The 22,328-nt window shown below is 49.6% G+C and carries 21 protein-coding genes; 9 read left to right on the plus strand and 12 right to left on the minus strand.

Going from position 1 to position 22,328, the window contains the following annotated elements:
• Positions 1-62: 62 nt before the first annotated feature.
• From ACTJJJ_RS28090 to ACTJJJ_RS28125, 8 genes are all read right to left on the minus strand, one after another.
• Positions 63-863 carry a hypothetical protein gene (locus ACTJJJ_RS28090; RefSeq protein ID WP_440703687.1) on the minus strand — a complete coding sequence of 267 codons (801 nt, stop codon included), beginning with the start codon at positions 861-863 and terminating at the stop codon, positions 63-65.
• A gap of 57 nt (positions 864-920) precedes the next feature.
• Positions 921-1,655, minus strand: a complete 735-nt coding sequence (locus tag ACTJJJ_RS28095) for a hypothetical protein (RefSeq protein ID WP_440703688.1) — start codon at positions 1,653-1,655, stop codon at positions 921-923.
• Between the two features lie 73 nt (positions 1,656-1,728).
• Positions 1,729-2,451 carry an RluA family pseudouridine synthase gene (locus ACTJJJ_RS28100; RefSeq protein WP_188938838.1) on the minus strand — a complete coding sequence of 241 codons (723 nt, stop codon included), beginning with the start codon at positions 2,449-2,451 and terminating at the stop codon, positions 1,729-1,731.
• 129 nt (positions 2,452-2,580) lie between these two features.
• Entirely contained in the window at positions 2,581-3,291 is a 711-nt protein-coding gene (locus ACTJJJ_RS28105) for an ABC transporter ATP-binding protein (protein WP_188938777.1), read from the minus strand.
• Positions 3,292-3,328: 37 nt separating this feature from the next.
• Positions 3,329-3,784, minus strand: a complete 456-nt coding sequence (locus ACTJJJ_RS28110; protein WP_188938778.1) for a hypothetical protein — start codon at positions 3,782-3,784, stop codon at positions 3,329-3,331.
• 40 nt (positions 3,785-3,824) lie between these two features.
• Positions 3,825-6,485, minus strand: coding sequence for a hypothetical protein (locus tag ACTJJJ_RS28115; protein ID WP_440703689.1), 2,661 nt, complete (start codon positions 6,483-6,485; stop codon positions 3,825-3,827).
• A 26-nt stretch (positions 6,486-6,511) separates the two neighbouring features.
• On the minus strand, positions 6,512-6,844 hold the full coding sequence (locus ACTJJJ_RS28120) for a DUF5615 family PIN-like protein (RefSeq protein ID WP_440703690.1): 333 nt from the start codon (positions 6,842-6,844) through the stop codon (positions 6,512-6,514).
• Positions 6,844-7,077 (minus strand): DUF433 domain-containing protein, encoded by a 234-nt coding sequence (locus ACTJJJ_RS28125; RefSeq protein WP_440703691.1) that lies wholly within the window; start codon positions 7,075-7,077, stop codon positions 6,844-6,846. Before ACTJJJ_RS28125 ends, ACTJJJ_RS28120 begins: the two co-directional genes overlap by 1 nt.
• A 266-nt stretch (positions 7,078-7,343) precedes the next feature.
• Here ACTJJJ_RS28125 and atpD point away from each other — a divergent pair, with 266 nt between their 5' ends.
• From atpD to ACTJJJ_RS28140, 3 genes are all read left to right on the plus strand, one after another.
• Complete coding sequence (gene atpD / locus ACTJJJ_RS28130; RefSeq protein ID WP_440703692.1) at positions 7,344-8,858, plus strand: F0F1 ATP synthase subunit beta; 1,515 nt, start codon at positions 7,344-7,346, stop codon at positions 8,856-8,858.
• A gap of 17 nt (positions 8,859-8,875) precedes the next feature.
• Positions 8,876-9,118 (plus strand): ATP synthase F1 subunit epsilon, encoded by a 243-nt coding sequence (gene atpC, locus ACTJJJ_RS28135; protein ID WP_090387034.1) that lies wholly within the window; start codon positions 8,876-8,878, stop codon positions 9,116-9,118.
• 312 nt (positions 9,119-9,430) lie between these two features.
• Positions 9,431-9,832: a type II toxin-antitoxin system VapC family toxin gene (locus ACTJJJ_RS28140; protein WP_440703693.1), complete on the plus strand. Its 402-nt coding sequence runs from the start codon at positions 9,431-9,433 to the stop codon at positions 9,830-9,832.
• On the opposite strand, the gene ACTJJJ_RS28145 is transcribed toward ACTJJJ_RS28140, so the two are convergent.
• The 4 genes from ACTJJJ_RS28145 to ACTJJJ_RS28160 form a co-directional block, all read right to left on the minus strand.
• Positions 9,829-10,536: a hypothetical protein gene (locus ACTJJJ_RS28145; protein ID WP_440703694.1), complete on the minus strand. Its 708-nt coding sequence runs from the start codon at positions 10,534-10,536 to the stop codon at positions 9,829-9,831. The two genes, ACTJJJ_RS28140 and ACTJJJ_RS28145, sit on opposite strands and share 4 nt — an antisense overlap.
• Positions 10,536-11,264 carry a dioxygenase family protein gene (locus ACTJJJ_RS28150; RefSeq protein WP_440703695.1) on the minus strand — a complete coding sequence of 243 codons (729 nt, stop codon included), beginning with the start codon at positions 11,262-11,264 and terminating at the stop codon, positions 10,536-10,538. Before ACTJJJ_RS28150 ends, ACTJJJ_RS28145 begins: the two co-directional genes overlap by 1 nt.
• 127 nt (positions 11,265-11,391) lie before the next feature.
• The gene (locus ACTJJJ_RS28155) at positions 11,392-12,081 is read right to left on the minus strand and encodes a LytR/AlgR family response regulator transcription factor (RefSeq protein WP_440703696.1); all 690 of its coding nucleotides are present in this window, start codon (positions 12,079-12,081) and stop codon (positions 11,392-11,394) included.
• Entirely contained in the window at positions 12,078-13,187 is a 1,110-nt protein-coding gene (locus tag ACTJJJ_RS28160) for a sensor histidine kinase (RefSeq protein ID WP_440703697.1), read from the minus strand. Before ACTJJJ_RS28160 ends, ACTJJJ_RS28155 begins: the two co-directional genes overlap by 4 nt.
• 107 nt (positions 13,188-13,294) lie before the next feature.
• Here ACTJJJ_RS28160 and ACTJJJ_RS28165 point away from each other — a divergent pair, with 107 nt between their 5' ends.
• The 6 genes from ACTJJJ_RS28165 (at position 13,295) to panB (ending at position 22,323) form a co-directional block, all read left to right on the plus strand.
• Positions 13,295-14,629, plus strand: coding sequence for an APC family permease (locus ACTJJJ_RS28165; RefSeq protein ID WP_440703698.1), 1,335 nt, complete (start codon positions 13,295-13,297; stop codon positions 14,627-14,629).
• 59 nt (positions 14,630-14,688) lie between these two features.
• The gene (locus tag ACTJJJ_RS28170; protein WP_440703699.1) at positions 14,689-17,124 is read left to right on the plus strand and encodes a TonB-dependent receptor plug domain-containing protein; all 2,436 of its coding nucleotides are present in this window, start codon (positions 14,689-14,691) and stop codon (positions 17,122-17,124) included.
• 167 nt (positions 17,125-17,291) lie between these two features.
• Positions 17,292-19,040 carry a tetratricopeptide repeat protein gene (locus ACTJJJ_RS28175; RefSeq protein WP_440703700.1) on the plus strand — a complete coding sequence of 583 codons (1,749 nt, stop codon included), beginning with the start codon at positions 17,292-17,294 and terminating at the stop codon, positions 19,038-19,040.
• Positions 19,030-19,905, plus strand: coding sequence for a DUF4292 domain-containing protein (locus ACTJJJ_RS28180; protein ID WP_440703701.1), 876 nt, complete (start codon positions 19,030-19,032; stop codon positions 19,903-19,905). The genes ACTJJJ_RS28175 and ACTJJJ_RS28180 overlap by 11 nt, the downstream gene beginning before the upstream one ends.
• 65 nt (positions 19,906-19,970) lie before the next feature.
• A complete protein-coding gene (locus ACTJJJ_RS28185) occupies positions 19,971-21,311 on the plus strand; it encodes a murein hydrolase activator EnvC family protein (protein ID WP_188938791.1) in 1,341 nt (446 codons plus the stop codon).
• Positions 21,312-21,504: 193 nt separating this feature from the next.
• Positions 21,505-22,323, plus strand: coding sequence for a 3-methyl-2-oxobutanoate hydroxymethyltransferase (panB, locus tag ACTJJJ_RS28190; protein ID WP_188938792.1), 819 nt, complete (start codon positions 21,505-21,507; stop codon positions 22,321-22,323).
• The last annotated feature ends 5 nt before the right edge of the window (positions 22,324-22,328 follow it).

Here is a 22,328-nt window from a genome sequence, read left to right on the forward strand (position 1 = left end):
TTTAAGTCACAAAAAAGCGGGCTCCGAAGCATTTCGGAGCCCGCTTTTTTGTGACCTATTGATCAGAAATTCAATGCCAATGTCAGGCTTCCTGCCCGTTGCGACGGGTTGAACGACGGCCTGATTCTAATCGTCAGAGGTTCTCCGCGACGGATCAGCTCCCGACGGATGCGGCTGGCCTTGGCACCGTTCTTGCCTCCTTTCACAAAGCCCACAGTACCGAACGTTATTGCGCCGGCAAATCCTCCCAGCATCATGTAGGCACCTTTACGCGCCCGCAGCTCGTCCTGATAACTCTTGTAATTGCCGTTGTCGTCCATTGCGCTGGCCACAATGCCCGTGCCGATTGCCGCCACAATCACGCCCACGGAAGTCCCTGCAATCCCCATGACCATCCCGCCTTTCGAGCGCGTTTTATAATAGGTGTACATGCTCCGTAAATGGTCGGGCGAAGCACTTCTGACATCCTCGGCGAACTGAACCGAGGGCTTTACCGGTCCGTTGGCAACCTTTCGCGCAGCAGGGCCAGGCTCGTGCTGCCGGGCGGCGGGAGCAGGCTTCGTGGGAGAATAGTAGTTCTGCACTTCAAGCGTCGCCTCAAACGTTTCCTCCTCACCGTTCCCGTAGCGGATTGAAGCGATATCCGACTTTTTAACTGAAAAAAGCGGCCCTTCCGGGTCGCTGATTTTTTTGTATTTCACTACTTGGTCATCCACTTCCTGGATAAATACTTCCAGTTTGGACTCGTCGCGCAGCTTAATCACATCCGCTTTACGCGGTGTTTGTGCATTTGCCTGAACGACAAATAATAGCATTAACATGGCTAAAAGCTGATTTTTCAGCTTTGGTAAAATTACTTTCATGAGGGAAGGACTTTTTGTAACTGTTTTAACCCTATGAAAGTAATCAATTTACCGCAATCAGAAAGACAACCTCAGCCCCAGCCTTGCCGATTTATTGAACGGATCGACGTATGGTGTAATCCTGAAAGTGGTCAGCGGCTGGTTCCTGCGCTGCAATTCATTCTTGACCTTTTCGGCCTTCTTACTATGAATTTTATAGTTTTTAAAACCGATTAACCCAAAAACAACCCCCACAGCCGGTCCCGCGATCGCGAGGGAAGCTCCGATGGTTTTGTTATCGGGACTATCGCCTGTGCTTGCCACAATAATGCCTGATACCAGTGTCGCCACAGCTACTGATGTGAAGACGATGGCACCCTGCTTGCCGTCTATCGCGCGGTTATGATGATATTCATACTTATCGCGCAACTGGTCGGAATTAGCCATTACTACACTTTTCTCGAACGGATCAGTCGGTAGATTGTTCAAATCCGCATACTGGCCGACGCTGTCGGGCGGAATGCGCCCCGGCGGAATCGAGTCCTTTACGTTGATGATCTTGCCGTTTTTCAGCAACACCCGGGCTACCTGATCCAGATAAATGTAGGTAGCGGCGCTATCGGCCTTGCCAAGGTCGCGATAATTGATCTTTTCGTAGCTCATTTGTGTAATGAGCGCATGGATACGCGAACTGTCGCGCTTGATAATCACGTCGTTTTTTCGGCCGGTCTGCGCGCTGGCAGCCATGCTCACCAATGCAAACAACAGCATCAGTGGCAGGAAAGAAGTACTTCGTAACGTGTGTGCCCGCATAGTTTTAGGTTTTTGAATGGAAAAAGATGATTTAAACGTACGCAACTTTTAACATCCAACAAAAACCATGCTATTACACGCCGAATTTATTGAGCTGTTTCACAAGCACTTCGAAATCTTTCGGGTAAGGCGCCTCCACACGTATAGGATCACCGTTCATAACCGCAAACGAAAGCGACCGCGCATGCAACGCAACACGCTGAATAAGAGACTGTTCCTCTGTATCTTTTTTCAAATTGAACTTCCTTTTCAGGCTTGAAAGGAAAATCGGTTCGCCGCCGTATTGCGGGTCGTTGACGATCGGGGCTTTCAGGCATGACAAATGTACGCGGATCTGGTGCATACGCCCTGTAATGGGGATACATTCCACTAAAGTGTAGCCGCGGTAAACCTGTAAAGTGTTGAATATGGTCTCTGCCTCCTTCCCTTCCGCACGGTCGATTTTCACCGCCGTTCCGTTTTTCAATGGCAGGATCGGCAGGTAAACTGACACACCTTCCAGATCATGAATGCCGTTAACGACTGCGTGGTAACGTTTTGTCACCTCCCGGTGCTCGAATTGCATGGCCAAATGGCGATAAGCAGCGGGATTTTTAGCGAATGCCAATGCGCCGGAAGTTTCCTTATCGAGGCGATGGGCGGCTTGCAAATCGGGGTTATATTCTTTGGCAAGACGAAGTACGCTGCCTCCGCGGTCGGCCGTACGCTCATCGAGCGTAGCCAGGTGCGGCGGTTTATTCACCACTAAAAAATCCTCGTCCTCGAATATGATAATGTCTTTGAAATTGATCTTCATGATATTGTTATAAAAATAATCCGGATGATGCGCCTCAGTCGGGCCATTCATCCGGATTCTCTCGGCCATTGGCCTTTATCCGATACAAAGATACTTATACTATTTGTTTCTGTAAACTTCTTTGGGACTTCAAACCAACGCGCTCACCTTCGTAGGGTTCGGATTGATGGTATCCGACTCGACGAGCCCATCGCGCAGGCGAACAACGCGGTGCGCGTAGTGCGCGATGTCCTCTTCGTGCGTTACCATCACGATCGTATTTCCTTTGCTGTAAAGCTGGTCGAAAAGGTCCATGATCTCGTAGGAAGTTTTGCTGTCGAGGTTACCGGTAGGCTCATCCGCGAGCAGGATACTCGGATCGTTGACGAGCGCGCGGGCAATGGCAACACGCTGGCGCTGACCGCCCGAGAGTTCATTCGGCTTGTGTCCCGCACGGTTTTCAAGGCCAACGTTTTTCAGGGACAGCATTGCTTTTTCCGTTCTGTCGGCTTTGCTCAATCCCGCATAAATGAGCGGCAGAGCCACATTATCGAGCGACGACATCCTGGGAAGCAGGTTAAAGGTCTGAAACACGAATCCAATTTCCTTGTTCCGGATCTCGGCCAGTTCGTTTTCAGTCATGTCGCTCACGTCCTTGTTGTTCAGGATATATTTTCCGGTTGTAGGCGTATCGAGGCAGCCGATAATGTTCATCAACGTCGACTTACCCGAGCCCGAAGGCCCCATAAACGCCACATATTCACCCTTATTAACCGAAATTGTAACGGATTTGAGCGCCTGGATGACCTCGCTACCCATGATGTAACGTTTCGCTATTTCGCTGGTTTCTATGATTTTCATGAAGACGATTTTTCAGTTGGAATATAGCAGTTATGAGTCACGATGCAGCCGAAATTTTATGAAAGAAAGATTGCACAAAGAAAGAAGCCAGGATTACCGGCGGCGGGATGTTGTCGTTGCTTACGTTTCCCTCCCTCTTCCAGAACCCGGCAGACTCAAAACGTGCTTCGGATTCGCCATTTGCTACGACCCATTTCCCGCGCAGCCACGATTCTAACCGCCATTCGTAACGCATTCCCTCAAAGGTGATTGACGCCTTGCTTCCGAACAAGTTGTAATCGATGCCGCCCAATACCCGCTGTCCTTCGATGTCCAGTATTTCGGTGTGAGATTGGAAAAAACCTTTGGACCTGAATGTGAGCATATGGCCATCGAGTTCGCCGCGGCCGTCGTATTTCCAAAGGGTCGTTTTCAGTATCCCGGCTATGACCTTGCCCCGGAAAATCCGGCATTCCGTTTCAGTGAAATTGGATTTCCAGGACAAAGCTGTCATTGGTGAAGTGTAATTTTGAGATGGCTAAAATATTAAATCATCAAAACTCCGCTCTTTGTTTTTCGATAAGTGCCCGCATCGGCTGATAGCGCGCCAAAAATCGCTGATAACCGGCGGGCAGTGCATATTGCTCAACCTTTTGCTGGCCTTCCGCCGCCTGTCCGAGCAAGCCCTGGTCAAGGCTCAGGAGGGCATATTGCTCCCAAAGTTCCGGGGCATATTCATTATATCGCAATGCATTCAGTACCAACTGATACGCTTGTTTCACCTGCTTTTTGCTCCTGTAAAATTCTGATGCCGCCGAAACAATGCGTGCATCGAAAGGGTTGGCCCGCACAGCTTTCCGAATATTTTGCTCAGAAGGCGATTTGGCAACAACCGCAAAAAGAGAATCCGTTACCGATTTAGGCTTAACACCCGAGAACAGGCTCTGCTTCAATTGCTCCACCGCCGCATTTTGTTCCGTATCCTGCATCTTATCCAGTAATATCACGGCGACCTCCTTTTTCCCCGACAACGCATTAGCCACCGCCATCCCGATTGTTCCCTCAACACCTTCCACGCCCGAAAGCGCTTCAATTGCTTGGTCATACAACCCGAGTTGCAGCAGCCAGTGTCCTAGTATTTTATGGTACAAATCGCTCTTTTCCCCCTCCTCTTCCGCCCAGCCAGAGAGCGTTTCCAGTGCTTTCAGCTTACTTCCGCTGTAAAATTCGGAGTACAATGCAGCAAGCGACAGATCCTGCGACAGTACCGGATTCTTCGCGGCCAGTTTAGGCAGCAATGCGGCCGGTAGAGAATCAAATGCAGCCTGGTTTTGGGCATAGTTAAGTAAATATGCCAGCGAAGAAGCACTCAAAAGCGAATCGTTTGGAACAGACCTCTTATTAAAACCCTCTTGATGAAACTGTTGCCTCATATTCTGCACTGCCAGCCAGTTGGCCTGCCAGGAAAGGTAATCGTACTTGTCCGTGCTTGTTGCTAGTGAATCGAGCAAGCCGGAACCGGTATTTTTTGCAAGGATTGCCAGCAGGTTGGTGGCCGGTATTTCGGGCCGTGCCGCATGGGTTTCGGCCAGGTCCAGGTAATAGTAGGCCGAATCCGCTACATTGGTTTGGGAATAGAGCATTCCGAGGTTATTCAACAGTTCGCCATTGGCCGGGAAACGGCGGAGGCCTTCCTGTAAGCTGTATACGGCGTCAAAAAACAGGTTTTCCTGAACAAGAATCCCACTCAGGCCCGCGTAGGCCTCCGGCGAGGGATTTTTCAACAATGCCTGCCTGAAATAGTAAGCGGCTGCATTGCGATCGCCCTGTTTCAATGCTATGGAAGCCAGCGCGTAATTGGATTTATGGTTTTGAAATTCCTGCTGCAATGCTAGCTTGTAATACTGTTCGGCCAGCGTATACTCCTCCGTGGTGGAATGCAAATCGCCCAATCCATTGAAATAACCCGCAATTGCCTGATTAACGGGAAGAAGTCTTTGTATTGAAAACAATACTACTACCCCTGCGAAACCGAAAAGCCGTGTCTGCGTCAGTCCGAAGCGGAGTGGTTTGTACAAAACTTTATAAACGGCCAGTCTCTGCTGAAAAACCTCGTAAAAATTGACCAATACATAAAACAGGAAGAGCACGCCCATTGCCAGTTGGCCCTGAACGGTTGCATCTTCCAACGTTTCAAGCACCGGGTCGTTTGCCATACCGGCCATTAAGCCGGCAAAAGATGAGGCGACAATAAATAGTCCTATATAAAGCCAGAAACCTGTGCTTCGAAACGGTATCACGCCCTGGGTAGAATCCGCCCGTCTTCTGAACCCCCAGATCCCTAGTATGCCCGACGCCAATGCGAGGTAGAATGGATTGATCAAAGTAACGTTCCAATCTATCTGGCGGGTATTTTGGAGGTATATCAATAATAAAAGAACCAAATAGAGCACACTGATGACGATAAACTGCACCAGTCCGGATCGCCCTTTTCCTGCTTGTCCGCTCGTACTGAGCCAGACGAGCCCTGCCATGATTTCGGTAGCGGAAACGAGCAGGAAAAGCATCGTCGCTACGAGCCACAGCGGAAACGAGTACACTGCGGCTGTCAAGGCCGGGACCGGCGATGCCGAACCGAATGCAACCAACGCAGCCAAGGTGATCGATACGCCCGCGATCCCGGCGATGCGCGTGCTAATGCCCAAATCGGGCCGGAATGCGTGAAAATAGTACGAAACACCTCCGTATAAGATGGTGGCTATGAGAAACAAAAGCCGGTTTTCCGTTCCAAAAACACCCAGTGTTTCCAATCGGGCGAATGCCAGGAACATAATGAAAACGATCGTTCCGGCCAGGTACCAGAACCGCGACATGGTCGTCAGCGCGGCCAGCACGAGCGAAAGGCCGGTCAGCGCGCCGATCCAGAACAGATAGACCGTCACCGCATTAACCTCCATCACCGACGACATAAAACGCTCGGTTACCAGATGCGTCGGCGTCGAAATACCATATCGCCATTGCCCGAGTTGCAGCACATCTACTACGGCCGTCGTTTCCGACAATTCGCTCACCACATTCCACCGCACCACATTCCCCAGCGGATCCATGCATTGCCAAACCAGGAAAGTAAGCCCTAAAAGCAGCACCAGGAAAGCAGCAACAGCCATCCGCCGTTCGGATGGAGACCATACCTTCCAGAAAAGTAAATCGTTCATATTGTATTATTTAAACCGGCAATCAGTTAAAGACCGGTTATCTCCACCAAATCGTTCGTTTCAAGCAAAGCCGGGGCCGATGCCAAAATTGCCTCAAAAATCTCTTTCAATCTATTTTTGGATGTATTGCAACAAGTAAGCCAAGTGACTTTCGGTGAACTGCCAAAGCGGTTTAATAATGAAACGAAGTCGTCGTCCTTAGTTATTACATTAGCATTTTTTGTTTTGGAAAAAACAAATATCTCCTCATCTCCGGCGTGACGGAGGTTCAGAAATTGGGCCGAAAAACATGGGATTTCGAAAGTTTCGGTAATCCAGACAGCTAGTGCCGGAGGCAGTTGGGCGTCCAGTATGATCATCAGGCCGCTTGCAGGACGGGGTGGTTAAGCTTCGCAGCTGCGTAGAGAAGACATGCGGTAATATCTTCCGGTTCCAGGTCAGGTAACTCTTCCGTCACAATCTGTTCGGGAGTAAGCCCGGCTGCCAGCAACTCAATAACATCGGTCACGCGGATACGCATGTTCCTCCTACAAGGCTTACCGCCACATTGTTTCGGATTGAAAGTAATACGTTCCAGAAGTTGCGTGTTCATCTGCATTTTGCGGTGTCCAAATCAAATTTAGGCGATTTTAATAACTATCTCAAACCTTGAAGCGGTTGGGAACATGCTCCAAAAAGTTCCCGCTCCACCCCTCTCAAACCCACTTTCCGGAAATATTAAACACAGTTTTCGGGAAAAACGGGTGATTTTCTAAAAAATATCCAAATTTTCGCTTTGTCTGCTATTGGTACTGACCAAATTATCTCCTACTTTTGCGGTCTGAAAAAAACCTCATCCGAGATAATCAAAATTATATAATGGCAAACGCAGCAAACGTAGGAAAAATTACGCAGGTAATTGGCCCGGTTGTAGACGTATCATTTGAGGACAGCGGACTTATCCCTGCGATCCTTGATGCGTTGGAAGTCATCAAACCAAATGGTCAGAAAGTAGTTCTCGAGTGCCAGCAGCACCTTGGTGAAGACCGTATCCGTACTATCGCGATGGATAGTACAGAAGGTATGCAACGTGGCATGCAGGTTAAGCCTCTTGGCGCACCTATTAAAATGCCAATCGGCGAAGGTATCAAAGGACGTCTCTTCAACGTAATCGGTGAAGCGATCGACGGTCTTAAACCCCTTGATACTTCGAATGGTATTTCCATTCACCGCTCAGCTCCGAAATTCGAAGAACTGGCAACCGCTACCGAGGTACTTTTCACAGGTATTAAGGTAATCGACCTTCTTGCTCCTTACGTAAAGGGTGGTAAGATCGGTTTGTTCGGTGGTGCGGGTGTAGGTAAAACCGTATTGATCCAGGAGCTGATCAACAACATCGCGAAAGCTTATGCCGGTCTTTCGGTATTCGCCGGTGTGGGTGAGCGTACACGTGAAGGTAATGACCTGATGCGTGAGATGATCGAAGCGGGTATCATCAAATACGGCGAGGAATTCAAGCACAGCATGGAAGAAGGCGGCTGGGATATCTCCAAAGTTGATTACAATACACTGAAAGATTCGCAGGCGACATTCGTGTTCGGCCAGATGAACGAGCCTCCTGGCGCACGTGCACGTGTAGCTTTGTCAGGTCTTACAATGGCTGAGTATTTCCGTGACGGAGAAGGCGAAGGTCAGGGCCGCGATATTCTTTTCTTTATCGATAACATTTTCCGTTTCACCCAGGCAGGTTCTGAGGTATCCGCTCTTTTGGGACGTATGCCATCGGCGGTAGGTTACCAGCCAACGCTTGCTACTGAAATGGGCCAGATGCAGGAACGTATCACATCTACAAAACGTGGTTCAATCACTTCCGTACAGGCGGTTTACGTACCTGCGGATGACTTGACTGACCCGGCTCCGGCAACCACATTTGCCCACTTGGATGCTACGACCGTATTGAGCCGTAAAGTATCTGAGAAAGGTATCTACCCTGCGGTGGATCCGCTTGACTCCGCTTCACGTATCCTGAATGCCGAAACACTCGGTGCAGCCCACTACGACTGCGCGCAACGTGTGAAAAACATTCTTCAGCGTTACAAAGAATTGCAGGATATCATCGCGATCCTTGGTATGGAAGAACTTTCCGAAGAGGACAAACTGGTTGTATCACGTGCACGCCGCGTAGAGCGCTTCCTTTCACAGCCATTCTTCGTTGCTGAGCAGTTCACAGGTTTGAAAGGAACTTTGGTTGATATCAACGATACCATCAAAGGCTTCAACCTGATCATGGACGGTGCGTACGATCACCTTCCTGAAATGGCTTTCAACCTCGTTGGAACCATCGAAGACGCTCAGGCCAAGGGAGAAAAAATGCTGGCGGAAGCAAGCAGATAAGGATAAACTTTCGAATCATGCATTTAGAAATCATTACCCCAGATAAAAAGGTGTTTGCCGGCGAGGCAACTGCCGTTACATTACCGGGTACCGAAGGGCAGTTTCAGGTTCTGAACCGTCACGCGCCGTTGGTCAGCACGCTGGGCAAAGGTGATGTGGTAGTCGATACCGGCGCTGCAAAGCAAAACTTCGTCATCGACGGTGGTGTTGTGGAAGTGCTGAATAACAAAGTATTGGTTCTCGCTGAGGCAGTTCTTTAAGGAATATACATTTAATGCGAAAGCGCGGGTGCTGTGAAAACGGCATCCGCGCTTTTTTGTTTATAAATTCCTCTTGATAATCGAGCCTGGTTGTTCACTCATCGGATAATTTTCTTCAATTTTTTCTGCCTATCTTTAATATATTGACCAAACACAACCGAATCATGAAATTTGTGTTAAAAGAAGGGCAAATGCTAGAAGACGTTTTCCCAATTGCCGCCCGGTCCAAAGTTTTTCCGACTGTTGGATCAACTTCAAAAAGCAAAAAACTCGACGCTCGAAAATTTTTGGGAATAATCAAACTAACCGACAATGCTCTGGAAATCCAGAGAGGTATGCGTAATGAGTGGAACGAAGATCCTGATTGACACTAACATTGCCATCAACCTTTTTAAGGGAGATAATCACCTGGCTCTCCTTTTGCAGGATACGGAAGCATACATTTCCTTTATAGTGGAATTGGAATTACTTGGATATCAAGAAATAACCATTGAAGAAGAATCCTTTGTTGAAATTTTCCTGGACGAATGTACAATCATTGATATTAATTCGGGAATCAAGGAAATTACGACTTACATTCGCCGTCAATACAACTTAAAGCTTCCCGACGCCATTATCGCTGCTACTTCCATTTTCCTGGGAGTTCCACTGTTGTCCGCGAACGATTATTTCGAAAGGGTCAAAGAATTGATTTTTATATTCTATCAATCCTAAACTCCAACATCGATAACAAGAATAATCGCCCCGTTCGACAACGCCTCAAACTCAATCTCCTCCGCATTGCCCAATGCCAGCCCGTCCCGCCGTTCGAGGAGCCGGTTTTGCACTTCAAACGCGCCTTCGATCACGAAAATGAACGCGTTGTGCCTCGGGTTCCCGCTGGTAAAAACACCTTCCACCCGGCCGTCGTACTGGCCGATAAACAAATGGGCGGAGCTTCCATTGTAGCCTCGGACCGAGTGAAGGACATTCGTCTCACGTAAATCAAACTGAGTGGTGATGCCTGACAATGACATCGGGGTGCTTAAAAACTGGCCGTCATTGATCCTGGCCTGCAAATAGTTGATCGCCTCGTCGGGATATGGATTGGTAATGGTATAATGCTTATCCTCTGCCGCAGGCAGGAACAGCGCTTCGCCGGAATTAACGAATGTCGGCTCCCTACCTTTTTCCCCGACTTCAATAGCTCCGACAATCGGCAGCAGAATGACCTGGCAAAACCGCTCCACCTTCAACTCGTGACTGCATTCCGGCATCAGCATCTCGTCGTTCAGGACTTCCAGCGTGCCGAATGCCTCTCGGTCGACGGCCCGGTATTCTTCAAAATTGAAAGTCCTGAAACTCTGGAAACCGTTCGCTTGAAACCGCCCGCGAAGGCTTTCCAGGTATATTTGAGCATCGGTTGTTGGTAACATCATCAAGCACTCACCACAATCGCATGCGTCAGCACATATCCGGCGGAAACACTGCCGGTGACAGTCGACATTTCGGTGCTTACACCGTCGCCAAATACATTATCCCTCGCATTCGTCGTATCCGCCTGCCCGTGGCTCGCGTATACGCCTTGCGCGAACACAACCTTGCTGATCTCTTCCGGAAATGCGATTTGCGTCACCAATAACGATTTCCCGCTCGCATTATATACGTGTACGTGAATGTGAACCGCGCGGCCCGAATACCAGCCCGGGTAAATGCTGGTGAAAGTCACGAGGCCATCGGAATCGGTCGTTTGGCGGCCGCGAAGGAAGTGTACGCTGGTGTAATTAGTCGACTGCATGCCAGTCCCGCCATATTCCGAGTAGTTTCCGGCGGCGTCACAATGCCAGATATCCACCAATGCACCTTCGAGCCCTTCGCAGCTACTATTCTTGTTCTGGATGGTGATTTTAACCGTCAACTTTGTCCCCGAGCGATCTGAGGTAATGTCGTTGGTAACCAGGCTGGTCGGCGTTTTGGTCGGGAACGGCCCTTCCGTTTCGGTGACGGTCAGCGTGCAGGTTCCCGAAGTGGAGCCCGATGTGGTACCCGTTGTGTCGGTTGAGGTTTCTACGGGGTCGACGGTATCGTTCGAGCAGCTGATCACCGGAATGATAGCGGCGAAGCCCAATGCTGAAAATCCTCTTTTCAAAAATTCTTTGCGTTCCATAATTGCAGCAGTTCTGTGAGTTTAAATACATTATCGTATTCAGTTCACGCTTTGTTGCGGAACAGGTGCAATGTGTCGGTCAACGGCCCGATTTTACCGGTGAATCGGCCGATTGGCTAAAATCGGCTCACCGATTTTTCCACTTTTCAATAAAATCGGTATAGCTGTCGCTTACAGGTAATTCAATGCCGGAAAGTAGCTTAACTCTTTTATTCTGAATAGATTTTACTTGCAGATTAGTCACAATATAGCTCCGATGTATTCTGCTGAACCCGCTTTCAGGCAAATTTCCGAGAATCCCCTTCAATGACATGAGCGTCGTGACCGGGTGCCGCGAACTCAGCAAATGGATTTTGATATAATCCTCCATTCCTTCGATGTAAGCGATATCGTTCAATGCAATTCTGATCGCCTTATATTCCGAACGGACCACAATAGACTCATCGCCTTGCCTCGATTTCCCAAGCTCGAAACGCTCGGCCGCCTTCTGGACTGCCTTTTCAAAACGTTCAATGGTAATAGGTTTCAAAAGGTAGTCCACTGCTTCCAGTTCAAAACCTTCATAGGCGAACTTCTTGTAGGCCGTCGTAAAAATGACCATTGGCCGTATTTCCAGCCTCGCAACCAGTTCCAGGCCCGACAAATCGGGCATATTGATATCGATAAAAAGCAGATCGACCGGATTGGTTTTCAAAAATCGCCCGCCTTCGATCGCATCGTCGAACGTTCCGACGAGTTCAAGCACCGGAAACGCGACCATGTATTTTTCGATAATGCTCAACGCAAGCGGCTCGTCGTCAATGACCACGCATTTCATCGTCCCGAAAGTTTTAGGTTCACTGTAAAAACCTCCTCTGCATTACGGATATCAAGGTCATACGATCCGCCATAGAGCAAATCCAGTCGTTTTTGGGTATTTAAAATCCCCACGCCGGTGCGCTCCACATCCTCTCTCCGCTCAATAATACGGTTTTGACAAAAAAACTGAATATGGCTTCCTGTCACCTCCACTGCAATGCGTATGACCGATTCGCGGTGATTGCTAACGCCGTATTTAAATGCATTCTCCACGAACGTCATCAGGATCAACGGCGCGATTTTGACGCCGTCGGGCTGGCCCTGCACGTTGAAATCCAGTTTTGTTTTGGCATTCAACCGCAATTTTTGCAGTTCTACATAGTTTTCAAGACAAGCCAGCTCGTCTTCCAGCGGAACGTAATGCTCGGTTGCCTCTTCCGTAATGTAGCGCATCATTTGCGACAGTTTGAGAATGCTCGGTGCGGTATGTGCACTGCTACTGACGGCCAGCGCATATATATTATTGAGTGTATTAAACAGAAAATGCGGGTTGATCTGAGCCTTGAAAAACGACAGCTCGGCATGCGCTTTCTCTGCCTCGGAAAGGATCGCTCTACGCTCGGATTGCCGCCATTCACGCGAAATGCGTATTGCCATCGCCACCGCCCAGGCGACGATAAACAGCGTGAGACTTACAAAGTCGACGGCTCTGCCCCGCTCGGGCATCGGACGCGGTTCTTCACCAGGAGGCGGGCCCGGCGGCGGACCATTCCGAAATCCGCCACGAGGCATTTCTGGCCTTGCTTCCCTGCCCTGCTCCTGCCGGAACTTCCTGAAAATGAGTTTTTCAAATGGTTGCGAAACGTAAATCAGAATCAATAAACCCACAAAAACTGCTGCATAGGCTGCATAATGCTGCTTTAAGTACAATTTTGGCGTAAGTACCAGCAAATTGCCATAAAACAATACAGCGTATACGAGAAAAAATGACCAGAACCAGCCCGATTTGAGTACCAGCATCGGGAAATTCGCATCGGGCTCCCGAGAGACGATCGTCAGGGGCAGGCTCATGAACAGTACCCACCCCAGCAAGTGAATGATCCAAAGGTTCTTAGCCCGAAACATAGCGGTTACGACGGAATTTGGTGGCCACGCTGGTATTTGCTGACGAAGATAGGAGTTACATTCAGAAAAAGTTTCCTATTTTCGAAAAGCACATTTTCACTCCACCCATGCAGCAACCTCGTACCCGAAACGAACTTTTCAAGATCCTGGGCGTCGGGTTTGGCGTCGCGGTGACCGTCGGCGGCACCATCGGAACCGGCATTCTGCGGAAACCCGGACCCATCGCCGCGCAACTTGGCGATCCGGGCCTGATTATGGCTTTGTGGGTCGGGGTGAGCCTCTACGCGTTTCTCGGGACCCTGTGCACGATTGAGCTCGGCACCTCTGTCCCTCGTGCGGGCGCATGGTATGTGTATGCACAGCGTGCGTTCGGGAATTACGCCGGTTTTGTCGTGGGGATCAATAGCTGGCTGGGCACCTGCTCGGCGCTCGGCTTCGGCGTGTACACCATGAGCGAATACCTGGCGTTGCTTATCCCCTCACTGGCCGGAAACGAGCCTTATGTGGCCGCCGCGATCCTGCTCTCGCTCACGGTCATTCACTGGATCGGGCTCGCCTTGGCGAGTAGTTTTCAGAATATCATGAGCTTGCTGAAAGGCATCGGCCTTTTTGCATTTGTCGCGGTTTGTTATATCTATGGCAATGAGGTGACTCTGGAAGAAGCGCAGGTTACTACCAGCCAAATCATCAAAACCGGCTCATGGATAGCGCCGGTGATTTTCTCTTTGCAAGCGATATTTTACACCTACGATGGCTGGCATACCGCCGCCTATTTTTCCGAAGAAGACCGCGACCCTTCCAAAAACCTGCCCAAATCGATGATCGGCGGTGTTTTGGTCATCATCGCTATTTACTTGCTTTGTAACATGGCGATTCTTCACGTCCTGCCGATGAACGACCTCGCGCAATCCAAACTGGCCGCCGCTGATGCGATTACATTGATTTTTGGCGAAGGTTCCGGCAAAATCGTGACCCTTTTTCTGATGATATCGATTCTCGGTATCGTCAACGCGCAGCTATTATTCAATCCGCGCGTGCTTTACTCGATGAGCCGCGACGGGTTATTTTTGAAATCCGGCGTGACAGTCAACCAGGGCGGCACGCCGGCGGTGGCGATGCTGGTCACTTCCGCCGTCGCTATCACATTGATCCTCATCGGAAAAGATGCCACGGAAAAGCTGTCGGACATTGCGACATTCTTTTTCGTATTAGGTTATACGTCCGGATTTGCTTCCTTACTGGCACTGCGGAAGAAAGAACCGAACTTACCCCGTCCCTGGAAGGTGCCGGCCTACCCTTTCCTGCCCGTTCTAATGCTAATTTTATCCATCGCTTTCCTGGCAGGTGCGATTGTCCAGGACTTACCGAGCAGCCAGTATGCATTGCTGTTCCTTGTGATAAGCTACCCTGTCTATTTACTGGTTCGTAAGCTTAATCAGTAGAATCATTTAGCAAGTTTATTTTAGGTAAATTGCATATATAACAAATCTCCTTGACAATTATGCCGTGGAAGAAGAACTTCATCAACTATGCCCTGCTCGCCGCCATTACACTACTTATTACAGCATTTCAATGGTCGGAAGACGATTTTATCCAATTCATTTCCAACAAATTAAATAAATATCGCGGCACATTGCCGGTCGAAAAAGCTTACCTGCATCTCGACAAACCCTACTACGTGACGGGCGACACGCTATGGTTTAAAGCATACCTTACCGAAGGATCGCTGCACTTGGCCGACAGCGCCAGCAATCTCCTCTACGTCGATCTGATCGAGCAGCGTTCGGGCAGGAATGCCGCTCTAAAACGCGTACAATTGAACGGGGGAACCGGTCATGGGGAGTTCGTGCTCACCGATTCGCTCGCCCCGGGCGCATACACCATCCGCGCGTACACCAACTGGATGCGCAACGCTTCCGAAGATTTCTTCTTCCAAAAAAATGTGTATGTATTTAATTATGAAGAGAATACTGCTACCAACACCGCGATGGGTAAGATCGACCTGCAATTTTTCCCAGAGGGCGGACAACTGGTTGCCGATATCAACACGCGCGTGGCGTTCAAAGCCGTGAACGAGGCCGGTCTGGCGCAGGAGGTAACCGGCTTTGTACTGGCACAGGGCGGTGATACCGTAGCCTCATTCAGGAGTGAACACCTGGGTATGGGGCGGTTTCAATTTGCACCGAAAACAGGTGAGACCTATCGTGCATTTGTAAAGGAAAGTGACGGAAAAGTGACGCCGTTTCCATTTCCAAAAGTATATGACACCGGATTTACCATGGTGGTCGACAATCTTTCAAATCCACTTAAAATGAGGGTAATAGCCTATGCTAAGGTGCCCGGAAAAACTGAAATGCCCGTTCATGTCGTAGGCCATGCCCGGGGCATCGTGGCATTTGTGGCGAAGGGGAAAATAGGTAACCGGGGACTGATGATGCAGCTGCCGACCACCGAATTGCCCGACGGCATTACCCATCTGACCCTTTTCGACGAATCAGGCAAACCTGTTTGCGAGCGGCTGGTATTTATCAATCATTCCAGAGGTCTGCGGGTGGATATTAAGCCTTCCAAACCCGAATACAAACCACGCGAGAAAGTGGATTTGGAAGTGACCGTTACCGACTCGTCGGGCAAGCCGGTGGAAGCTAATCTCTCACTGTCGGTTACCGATGCGGGCCAGATATTGCAGCAGCCTTACGAGCAGAATATTGCTTCATATTTACTATTATCTTCTGATTTAAAAGGCATTATAGAACAACCCGCCTACTATTTTGACCCTGAGAAAACCGAACGCAAAATTCATCTCGATTACGTGATGATGACCCACGGCTGGACCCGTTTTAAATGGGAAGATGTACTCCGCGACACCATTCCACCGGCAAAACGATATGTCGAGCAAGGCATTACGCTCGAAGGCGACGTAAAACGGAACAATAAAAAGTTAACCGAAAAAACGGCCATGTCGCTCTTCCTCAGCAACGACAGCCTTAGCAACTTCATGACCTCAGAAACGGATGAATATGGCCATTTTACCGTCTACAACCTGGCTTTCAGTGATTCTCTGCAACTCCGCATTCAGGGTATGAACAAAAAGGGAAACCAGAGTTTGTCGTTCACGCTTAATCCATTCGACGCGCCGCGTGCTTCGGTTGTCAAAATTCCTTTCAAGCCTGTGACCGTCGATGGGCAACGGATGGCCGATTTCCTCAAAAATGCCGCCCAAGACCAGGACATTTCCAGAAAAATTCGCGAAAGCCGCGAGCGGCTTCTGCGGGAAGTCACCATTAAAGCCAAAAAGGAAGTACCCCGCGACTCGCGTAAACTTTATAATTCGGCAGATGCGACCCTGAAAGTGACGCCTCAGATGGCTTCCGGCTATATGAGCATACTCGACATGCTCCAAGGGCGCGTCGCGGGCGTGTCGGTAATGGGATCGGGGATGAATGCGGTCGTATCGATACGGGGCAACAGAGGCGAGCCGCTTTTCGTATTGGATGGCATGCCGGTGGATAAAGCGCTGATCACTTCGCTGAACGTTTTCGATGTGGAGTCGATCGACGTGCTGAAAGGGGCGTCTGCGGCGATATACGGCAGCAGGGGGGGAAATGGCGTCATAGCCGTACTTACCAAGCGCGGGAATGAGAATTACGACTATTCGCAGGACATTGTACCGGGTGTATTGGTAACCAAAATCGCCGGTTTTCATACTCCACGGGAGTTTTACTCGCCACAATACGGCCCGACGGGCCCAATTAACCCGAACCCCGATTTCCGCTCCACGGTTTTCTGGGCACCTATGCTCAAAACCGGTAGCGACGGCAAGGTCCGCGTAAGCTATTATCACTCCGATGCCGCAAGCCCGGCCGATATCCGCGCGGAGGTCCTCAGCCCGACCGGCCTGCCAGGTTTTGGAAAATCGGCTTACTCGGTGCGGTAAGCGATGCGATAGCCCGGTATCCTGGCATAAGATTATATATATTTCCACGTTAGTATACTTATTTGCCAAGACTTTTGGGCAGAGCATACTGACAAAATTTGGTAACTTTGTTATTTACACAGAAATAGCCGGTCATGTCGCACGATCTGATGGCGCACGATTTAAATATGAGGACCGAATATTTGAAAATAACCCTTCTTATTTGCCTCGTATCGGCTTCCTGGCTGATGACACCGGTCCACGCGCAGCGTCGTAAGGATCGTGATAAACAGGAAGTAAAGGAAGAAGGCGTCCTTACAAGACTCGAAGGCGAGTCGATGGCGGCCGAGGGGATGAAATTCATGATGAAGGACGAGCCTGACCGCGCATTACCGGTATTCGAAAAGCTCGCGCTCCTCAGTCCGCAGGATGCTACCACGCATTACCTCGTGGCTACGGCGCTTATCAAGCTTGAAAAATACGACGATGCGATCAATGCTTCCAAAAAGGCGCATGACCTGGATAAAGAAAATATTTTCTATTCCCAGCAGCTCGCGGAGCTGTATGCGAAACGCCGCAAATACGCTGAGGCCGCCCAGATTTATGAAAAGTTGGTGGCCAAAAACCCGGAAAATATCGAGTATGGAATAGAACTGGCTGCCGTTTACGTCTTTGCCGACCAGTTCGACAAGGCGATCGAGACTTACAATAAGCTGGAAAAATCGATGGGCGTGACCGAAGAGATCACCCACCAGAAACAGCAGCTGTATCTCCGCCAGAACAATCTCGACAAAGCCCTTGCAGAAGGTAAAAAACTGATCGACGCCGAGCCGGGTGAAGTAAGTTACCGCGTGGAGTTGGCCGAAATGCTGATCGCCAACGACCGTATCGTAGAAGCGGTGGCGCCGTTGGAAGAAGCATTGAAAATCAATCCGGACGAGGCGCAGGCGCACGTCTTGCTGGCTGATATTTACCGCCGCAATGGTGATGTACAGAAATGCAACCAGGAGCTGAAACAGGTTTTCGCCAATCCTAACCTCGACGCCGACCCTAAAATCCGCGTGCTTTCGGGCTATTTGACAATGTTGAAAACCGAAAACGAGGTTACTGAGGCCGTTTCACTAGCCCGCCAGCTCTCGGAAACGCATCCGAACGAAGCAAAAGCTACCGTCATTTATGCCGACCTGCTGACGCGCCAGGGCAAATTTGCAGAGGCCCGGCAGCTGTATGTCAAAGCTGTCACTTCCGATCCCAATGTTTTTCAGGTTTGGGGTGCTATTATGCAGCTCGACGGCCAGCTCAACCAGCCCGACAGCATGCTGGTACATTCGGAGAAGGCTTTGGAATTGTTCCCGAATCAGGGCATGTTCTGGTATTTCAACGGAACAGCGCATTTGATGAAGAAAAATTATAAGGAAGCCACTTCCTCACTGGAAGAGAGCCTGAAAATGATTGGAGAAAATCCCCAGCTGGTCCCATTAATCCACGCCCAGCTTGGCGACGCGTTCAATGGCGTGGGAGACCATGATAAATCCGATGCGGCCTATGATCTGGCACTGAAGGCGGACCCGGATAATGATCATGTCCTCAATAATTACAGTTATTTTCTGTCCCTGAGAAAGGAAAAACTCGATCTCGCACTCAAAATGTCGGAAAAACTGGTGCAGCAGCATCAGAACAACCCGACTTACCTCGATACCTATGCCTGGGTATTATACATTCGCAAAGACTACAAAAAAGCAAAGGAGTTCCTCGAAAAGGCAATGCTCGACAGCAGCGGTGTGAGTGGCACAATTGTTGAGCATTACGGGGATGTCCTGTTCAAACTAGGGGAACGGGACAATGCGGTGGCCCAATGGAAAAAAGCCAAAAGAATGGGAGAGACCACCGAACTTCTTGACAAAAAAATAGCAACAGGTGCATTACATGAGCAGTAAAATTACGGTCGGGCTGGTAGCCATGTCTCTGATATGGTTCACGGCTTGTCACAAACCACGTTCTTCCAAAAGTACTTCCCAAAATCCGGCTAAAGATACGACCCTGATCACCAGGGGACCAGCATCAAGAGATTCCATTAAGACAGATACCGCCGCGGTGGACACCGTTGCAATCGCACCCGACACGCGGGAACCGATGCCCGAGGTAAAGGTCAACGAAGTAGATTTTGATTATCTGACAGCCAAATCCAAGTTTTCTTTCAAAAGCGCGAAGCAGGATTTTGATAATACCAATGTCAATATCCGGATGAAGAAGGACAGCATTATCTGGCTTTCGGTAACGGGTGTAGGGCTGGAAGTGGCGCGGGGCATTATCACGCGGGATTCCATTGTTTTTATGGACAAAATCCATCGCGATTACTTCGTTTTCAACTACGAGCAGCTCAGCAAACAATACAACTTCGACCTGAATTTTGATCTTCTGCAATCGGTGATCATTGGAAATATGCCTTTCGAAATGCAGGAAGAGGGCCATTTTATAAAGGAAAACGACTTTTATGTGCTCAAACAGCTCGTCGACAGACTGGAAGTCGATAACTACGTCGCCGAAAAGAACCAGAAACTTTCACGCCTGAAAGCGACGGAAGTACCAACGCAGAACACTTTTACCCTGGACTATGAGGATTTCAGGGAAACAGGGGGCTTTCTCTTTCCGTTTATGAGCCATATCAGCCTGAACGTGCTTTCAAAAGAGCAGCAAAAGCTCGAAACAACCATGCGCCTCAAACACAGCAAGGTGGAATTGGTAAAACAAAGTCCCGGTTTTCCGTTTAATGTTCCTTCGAGCTACAAGCGTAAAAGGTAAAATACAGAAAGTCTGCTTAACTTTGCCCGCCGTGAGATGTATTTTTGGCCGCAAGAATCAATATTATGCCCTTTCGTACCCCTGGTAGCCGTCGTTTTTGGTTAGTGCTTACTTTCGTGCTCTGCGCATGCGCAGGTGCATTTGCGCAGAAGACCCGCGAGCAGCTGGAACGTGAAAAGGCTGAGAACCAGGGAAAGATCAAAGAGATCCAGAACATTCTCAAGCAGACTTCTTCCCAAAAGAACGTCAACCTCGGCCAGCTGAAAGCACTGAATCAGCAGATCAATACCTATAAAAGGCAAATAGACCTTCTTTCCGACGACCTCGAAATCCTGGATCGTGAATTGAAAGTGCTCGAAAAGCGTCGCCAGGCGCTGGATAGCAGTCTTGCCGTATTGAAAGAAGAGTACGGCCACATGATTTACGAGGCTTCCAAGCGGAACGCCTATTTCAATCAGCTTGTTTTCCTTTTTTCGGCGGGTACATTCAACCAGTTTGTGCTTCGCTACAAATATTTGAAACAATATACCGAGGCGCGGCAGGGAAGAGCCAAGGAGATCGATGTTTTACAAAAGCAGGTAGTTGCTGAACGCCAGCGGATTACTTCCAAAAAGAATCAGCAAAAAACCGTTCTCGACACACGCCTTTCAGAGAATACCAAGCTGGAAGGCCTGAAAGTAAAGCAGAACGAGGTCATTAAGGAGCTTTCTCAAAAGGAAGTTGAATTGAGGCAGCAAATAGCTGAAAACAAGCGCGCTACCGATCTTTTGGAATCAAGTATCCGCCGCATTGCCGAGCGCGAGCGCCGCGAACGCCTCGAAAGGGAACGTCGTGAGCGTGAAGAACGGGAAGCGCGTCGGAAAGCCGAACGCGAGCGACTCGCACGGGAAAATGCCGAGCGTGAGAAAAAAGGAGAGGCTGCGGTTGAAGCCCCGAAAGAAGTAGAGGAAGAGCCGGCGGTATCAAGTGGTATGAGTGAGGAGGAGACCACATTGGCCTCATCGTTCACAGCATCGCAAAACCGCCTCCCATGGCCTGTAAAAGGCTTTGTTTCCAGCCATTTCGGGCAGCGTCCGCACGCCGTTTTGAAAGGTGTGATGGTGGATAACCTGGGGATTGACATTCAGACGACCGCCGGGGAGCCGGTTCGGTCGGTGTATGACGGTACGGTGCTCGACGTGACCGAATTGCCCGGAATGGGCAGTGTGGTGGCGATCCAGCACGGTAATTATATGACGATTTACGCAAAAATGACCGGCGTGGCGGTGCGCGCAGGGCAAAAGGTTAAAGCACGCGAAAATATCGGCCGGGTTGCCACCGACAGCGACGGCACCTCCGAACTGCAATTCCAGGTCTGGAAAAATACGTCCAGGCTAAACCCCGAAAACTGGCTGATACACCGGTAACGCTGGGGAGAGAAACCAGGAATGTCAGAAATAGTCATTTATAGTCAGCGGGTTTTGCATTATACCCATAAGTTCTCCTACCAGCAAAGCGCGACAAAACATGACGACCCCTGGCAATACCTGACCACACTTGACAATACTCGACCAAACCGGTCAAATTGACGAATTTCGATTACCATTACCGATAACCACCATGTCTGTACATACTGCTGATATTAAGCGCATTACAACCCACGTGATTCAGGAAATGAAAAACCGTGGCGAAAAAATAACCTGCCTTACCGCCTACGACTATTCGATGGCGGGAATCGTGGATGCTGCCGGTGTCGAGCTGATCCTGGTGGGAGATTCAGCATCCAATGTAATGGCCGGGCACGAAACGACCCTGCCAATCACGATTGACCAGATGATCTACCACGCATCCTCGGTGGTGCGGGCGGTGAAACGGGCGCTGGTTGTCGTGGATTTGCCGTTCGGCTCCTACCAGGGCAATTCCCGCGAGGCATTGAACTCCGCGATCCGGATCATGAAAGAATCAGGTGCGCATGCTGTGAAGCTCGAAGGAGGGCTTGAAATAAAGGACTCCATTACGCGGATTTTGAGCGCAGGCGTCCCTGTAATGGGCCATTTGGGACTTACGCCGCAGTCTATTTACAAATTCGGTACTTACACTGTCCGTGCGAAACAGGAAGCAGAGGCGCAGAAATTGCTCGAAGACGCGAAAATACTGGAAGAAGTGGGTTGCTTCTCAGTAGTACTCGAAAAAATCCCTTCAAAGCTGACGAAACAGGTTTCCGAAAGCATTCAAATCCCGACAATCGGGATCGGTGCCGGGCCTCACGCAGATGGCCAGGTGCTCGTAATCCACGACTTACTGGGCATTAACAAGGAATTCAAACCGCGCTTCTTGCGCCATTATGCCGATTTAAATGGCGTCATGACAAGCGCTATTACCAATTATATTTCAGATGTAAAAGGAAGATCATTCCCGAACGAATCGGAATCATACTGACCTTT

It is taken from the genome of Dyadobacter sp. 22481 (genome assembly GCF_052044875.1).
In the GTDB taxonomy this organism is placed as follows: domain Bacteria; phylum Bacteroidota; class Bacteroidia; order Cytophagales; family Spirosomataceae; genus Dyadobacter; species Dyadobacter endophyticus.

Coding starts and splice junctions, on each gene's coding strand:
- ACTJJJ_RS28100 (WP_188938838.1), bottom strand. CDS start 2,451: ATGAAGATCAATTTCAAAGACATTATCATATTCGAGGACGAGGATTTT.
- ACTJJJ_RS28115 (WP_440703689.1), bottom strand. CDS start 6,485: ATGAACGATTTACTTTTCTGGAAGGTATGGTCTCCATCCGAACGGCGG.
- ACTJJJ_RS28125 (WP_440703691.1), bottom strand. CDS start 7,077: ATGAACACGCAACTTCTGGAACGTATTACTTTCAATCCGAAACAATGT.
- ACTJJJ_RS28105 (WP_188938777.1), bottom strand. CDS start 3,291: ATGAAAATCATAGAAACCAGCGAAATAGCGAAACGTTACATCATGGGT.
- ACTJJJ_RS28165 (WP_440703698.1), top strand. CDS start 13,295: ATGCAGCAACCTCGTACCCGAAACGAACTTTTCAAGATCCTGGGCGTC.
- ACTJJJ_RS28090 (WP_440703687.1), bottom strand. CDS start 863: ATGAAAGTAATTTTACCAAAGCTGAAAAATCAGCTTTTAGCCATGTTA.
- ACTJJJ_RS28150 (WP_440703695.1), bottom strand. CDS start 11,264: ATGGAACGCAAAGAATTTTTGAAAAGAGGATTTTCAGCATTGGGCTTC.
- ACTJJJ_RS28145 (WP_440703694.1), bottom strand. CDS start 10,536: ATGATGTTACCAACAACCGATGCTCAAATATACCTGGAAAGCCTTCGC.
- atpC (WP_090387034.1), top strand. CDS start 8,876: ATGCATTTAGAAATCATTACCCCAGATAAAAAGGTGTTTGCCGGCGAG.
- ACTJJJ_RS28140 (WP_440703693.1), top strand. CDS start 9,431: ATGCTCTGGAAATCCAGAGAGGTATGCGTAATGAGTGGAACGAAGATC.
- ACTJJJ_RS28180 (WP_440703701.1), top strand. CDS start 19,030: ATGAGCAGTAAAATTACGGTCGGGCTGGTAGCCATGTCTCTGATATGG.
- ACTJJJ_RS28120 (WP_440703690.1), bottom strand. CDS start 6,844: ATGATCATACTGGACGCCCAACTGCCTCCGGCACTAGCTGTCTGGATT.
- ACTJJJ_RS28170 (WP_440703699.1), top strand. CDS start 14,689: ATGCCGTGGAAGAAGAACTTCATCAACTATGCCCTGCTCGCCGCCATT.
- panB (WP_188938792.1), top strand. CDS start 21,505: ATGTCTGTACATACTGCTGATATTAAGCGCATTACAACCCACGTGATT.
- ACTJJJ_RS28175 (WP_440703700.1), top strand. CDS start 17,292: ATGAGGACCGAATATTTGAAAATAACCCTTCTTATTTGCCTCGTATCG.
- ACTJJJ_RS28160 (WP_440703697.1), bottom strand. CDS start 13,187: ATGTTTCGGGCTAAGAACCTTTGGATCATTCACTTGCTGGGGTGGGTA.
- ACTJJJ_RS28095 (WP_440703688.1), bottom strand. CDS start 1,655: ATGCGGGCACACACGTTACGAAGTACTTCTTTCCTGCCACTGATGCTG.
- ACTJJJ_RS28185 (WP_188938791.1), top strand. CDS start 19,971: ATGCCCTTTCGTACCCCTGGTAGCCGTCGTTTTTGGTTAGTGCTTACT.
- ACTJJJ_RS28110 (WP_188938778.1), bottom strand. CDS start 3,784: ATGACAGCTTTGTCCTGGAAATCCAATTTCACTGAAACGGAATGCCGG.
- ACTJJJ_RS28155 (WP_440703696.1), bottom strand. CDS start 12,081: ATGAAATGCGTGGTCATTGACGACGAGCCGCTTGCGTTGAGCATTATC.
- atpD (WP_440703692.1), top strand. CDS start 7,344: ATGGCAAACGCAGCAAACGTAGGAAAAATTACGCAGGTAATTGGCCCG.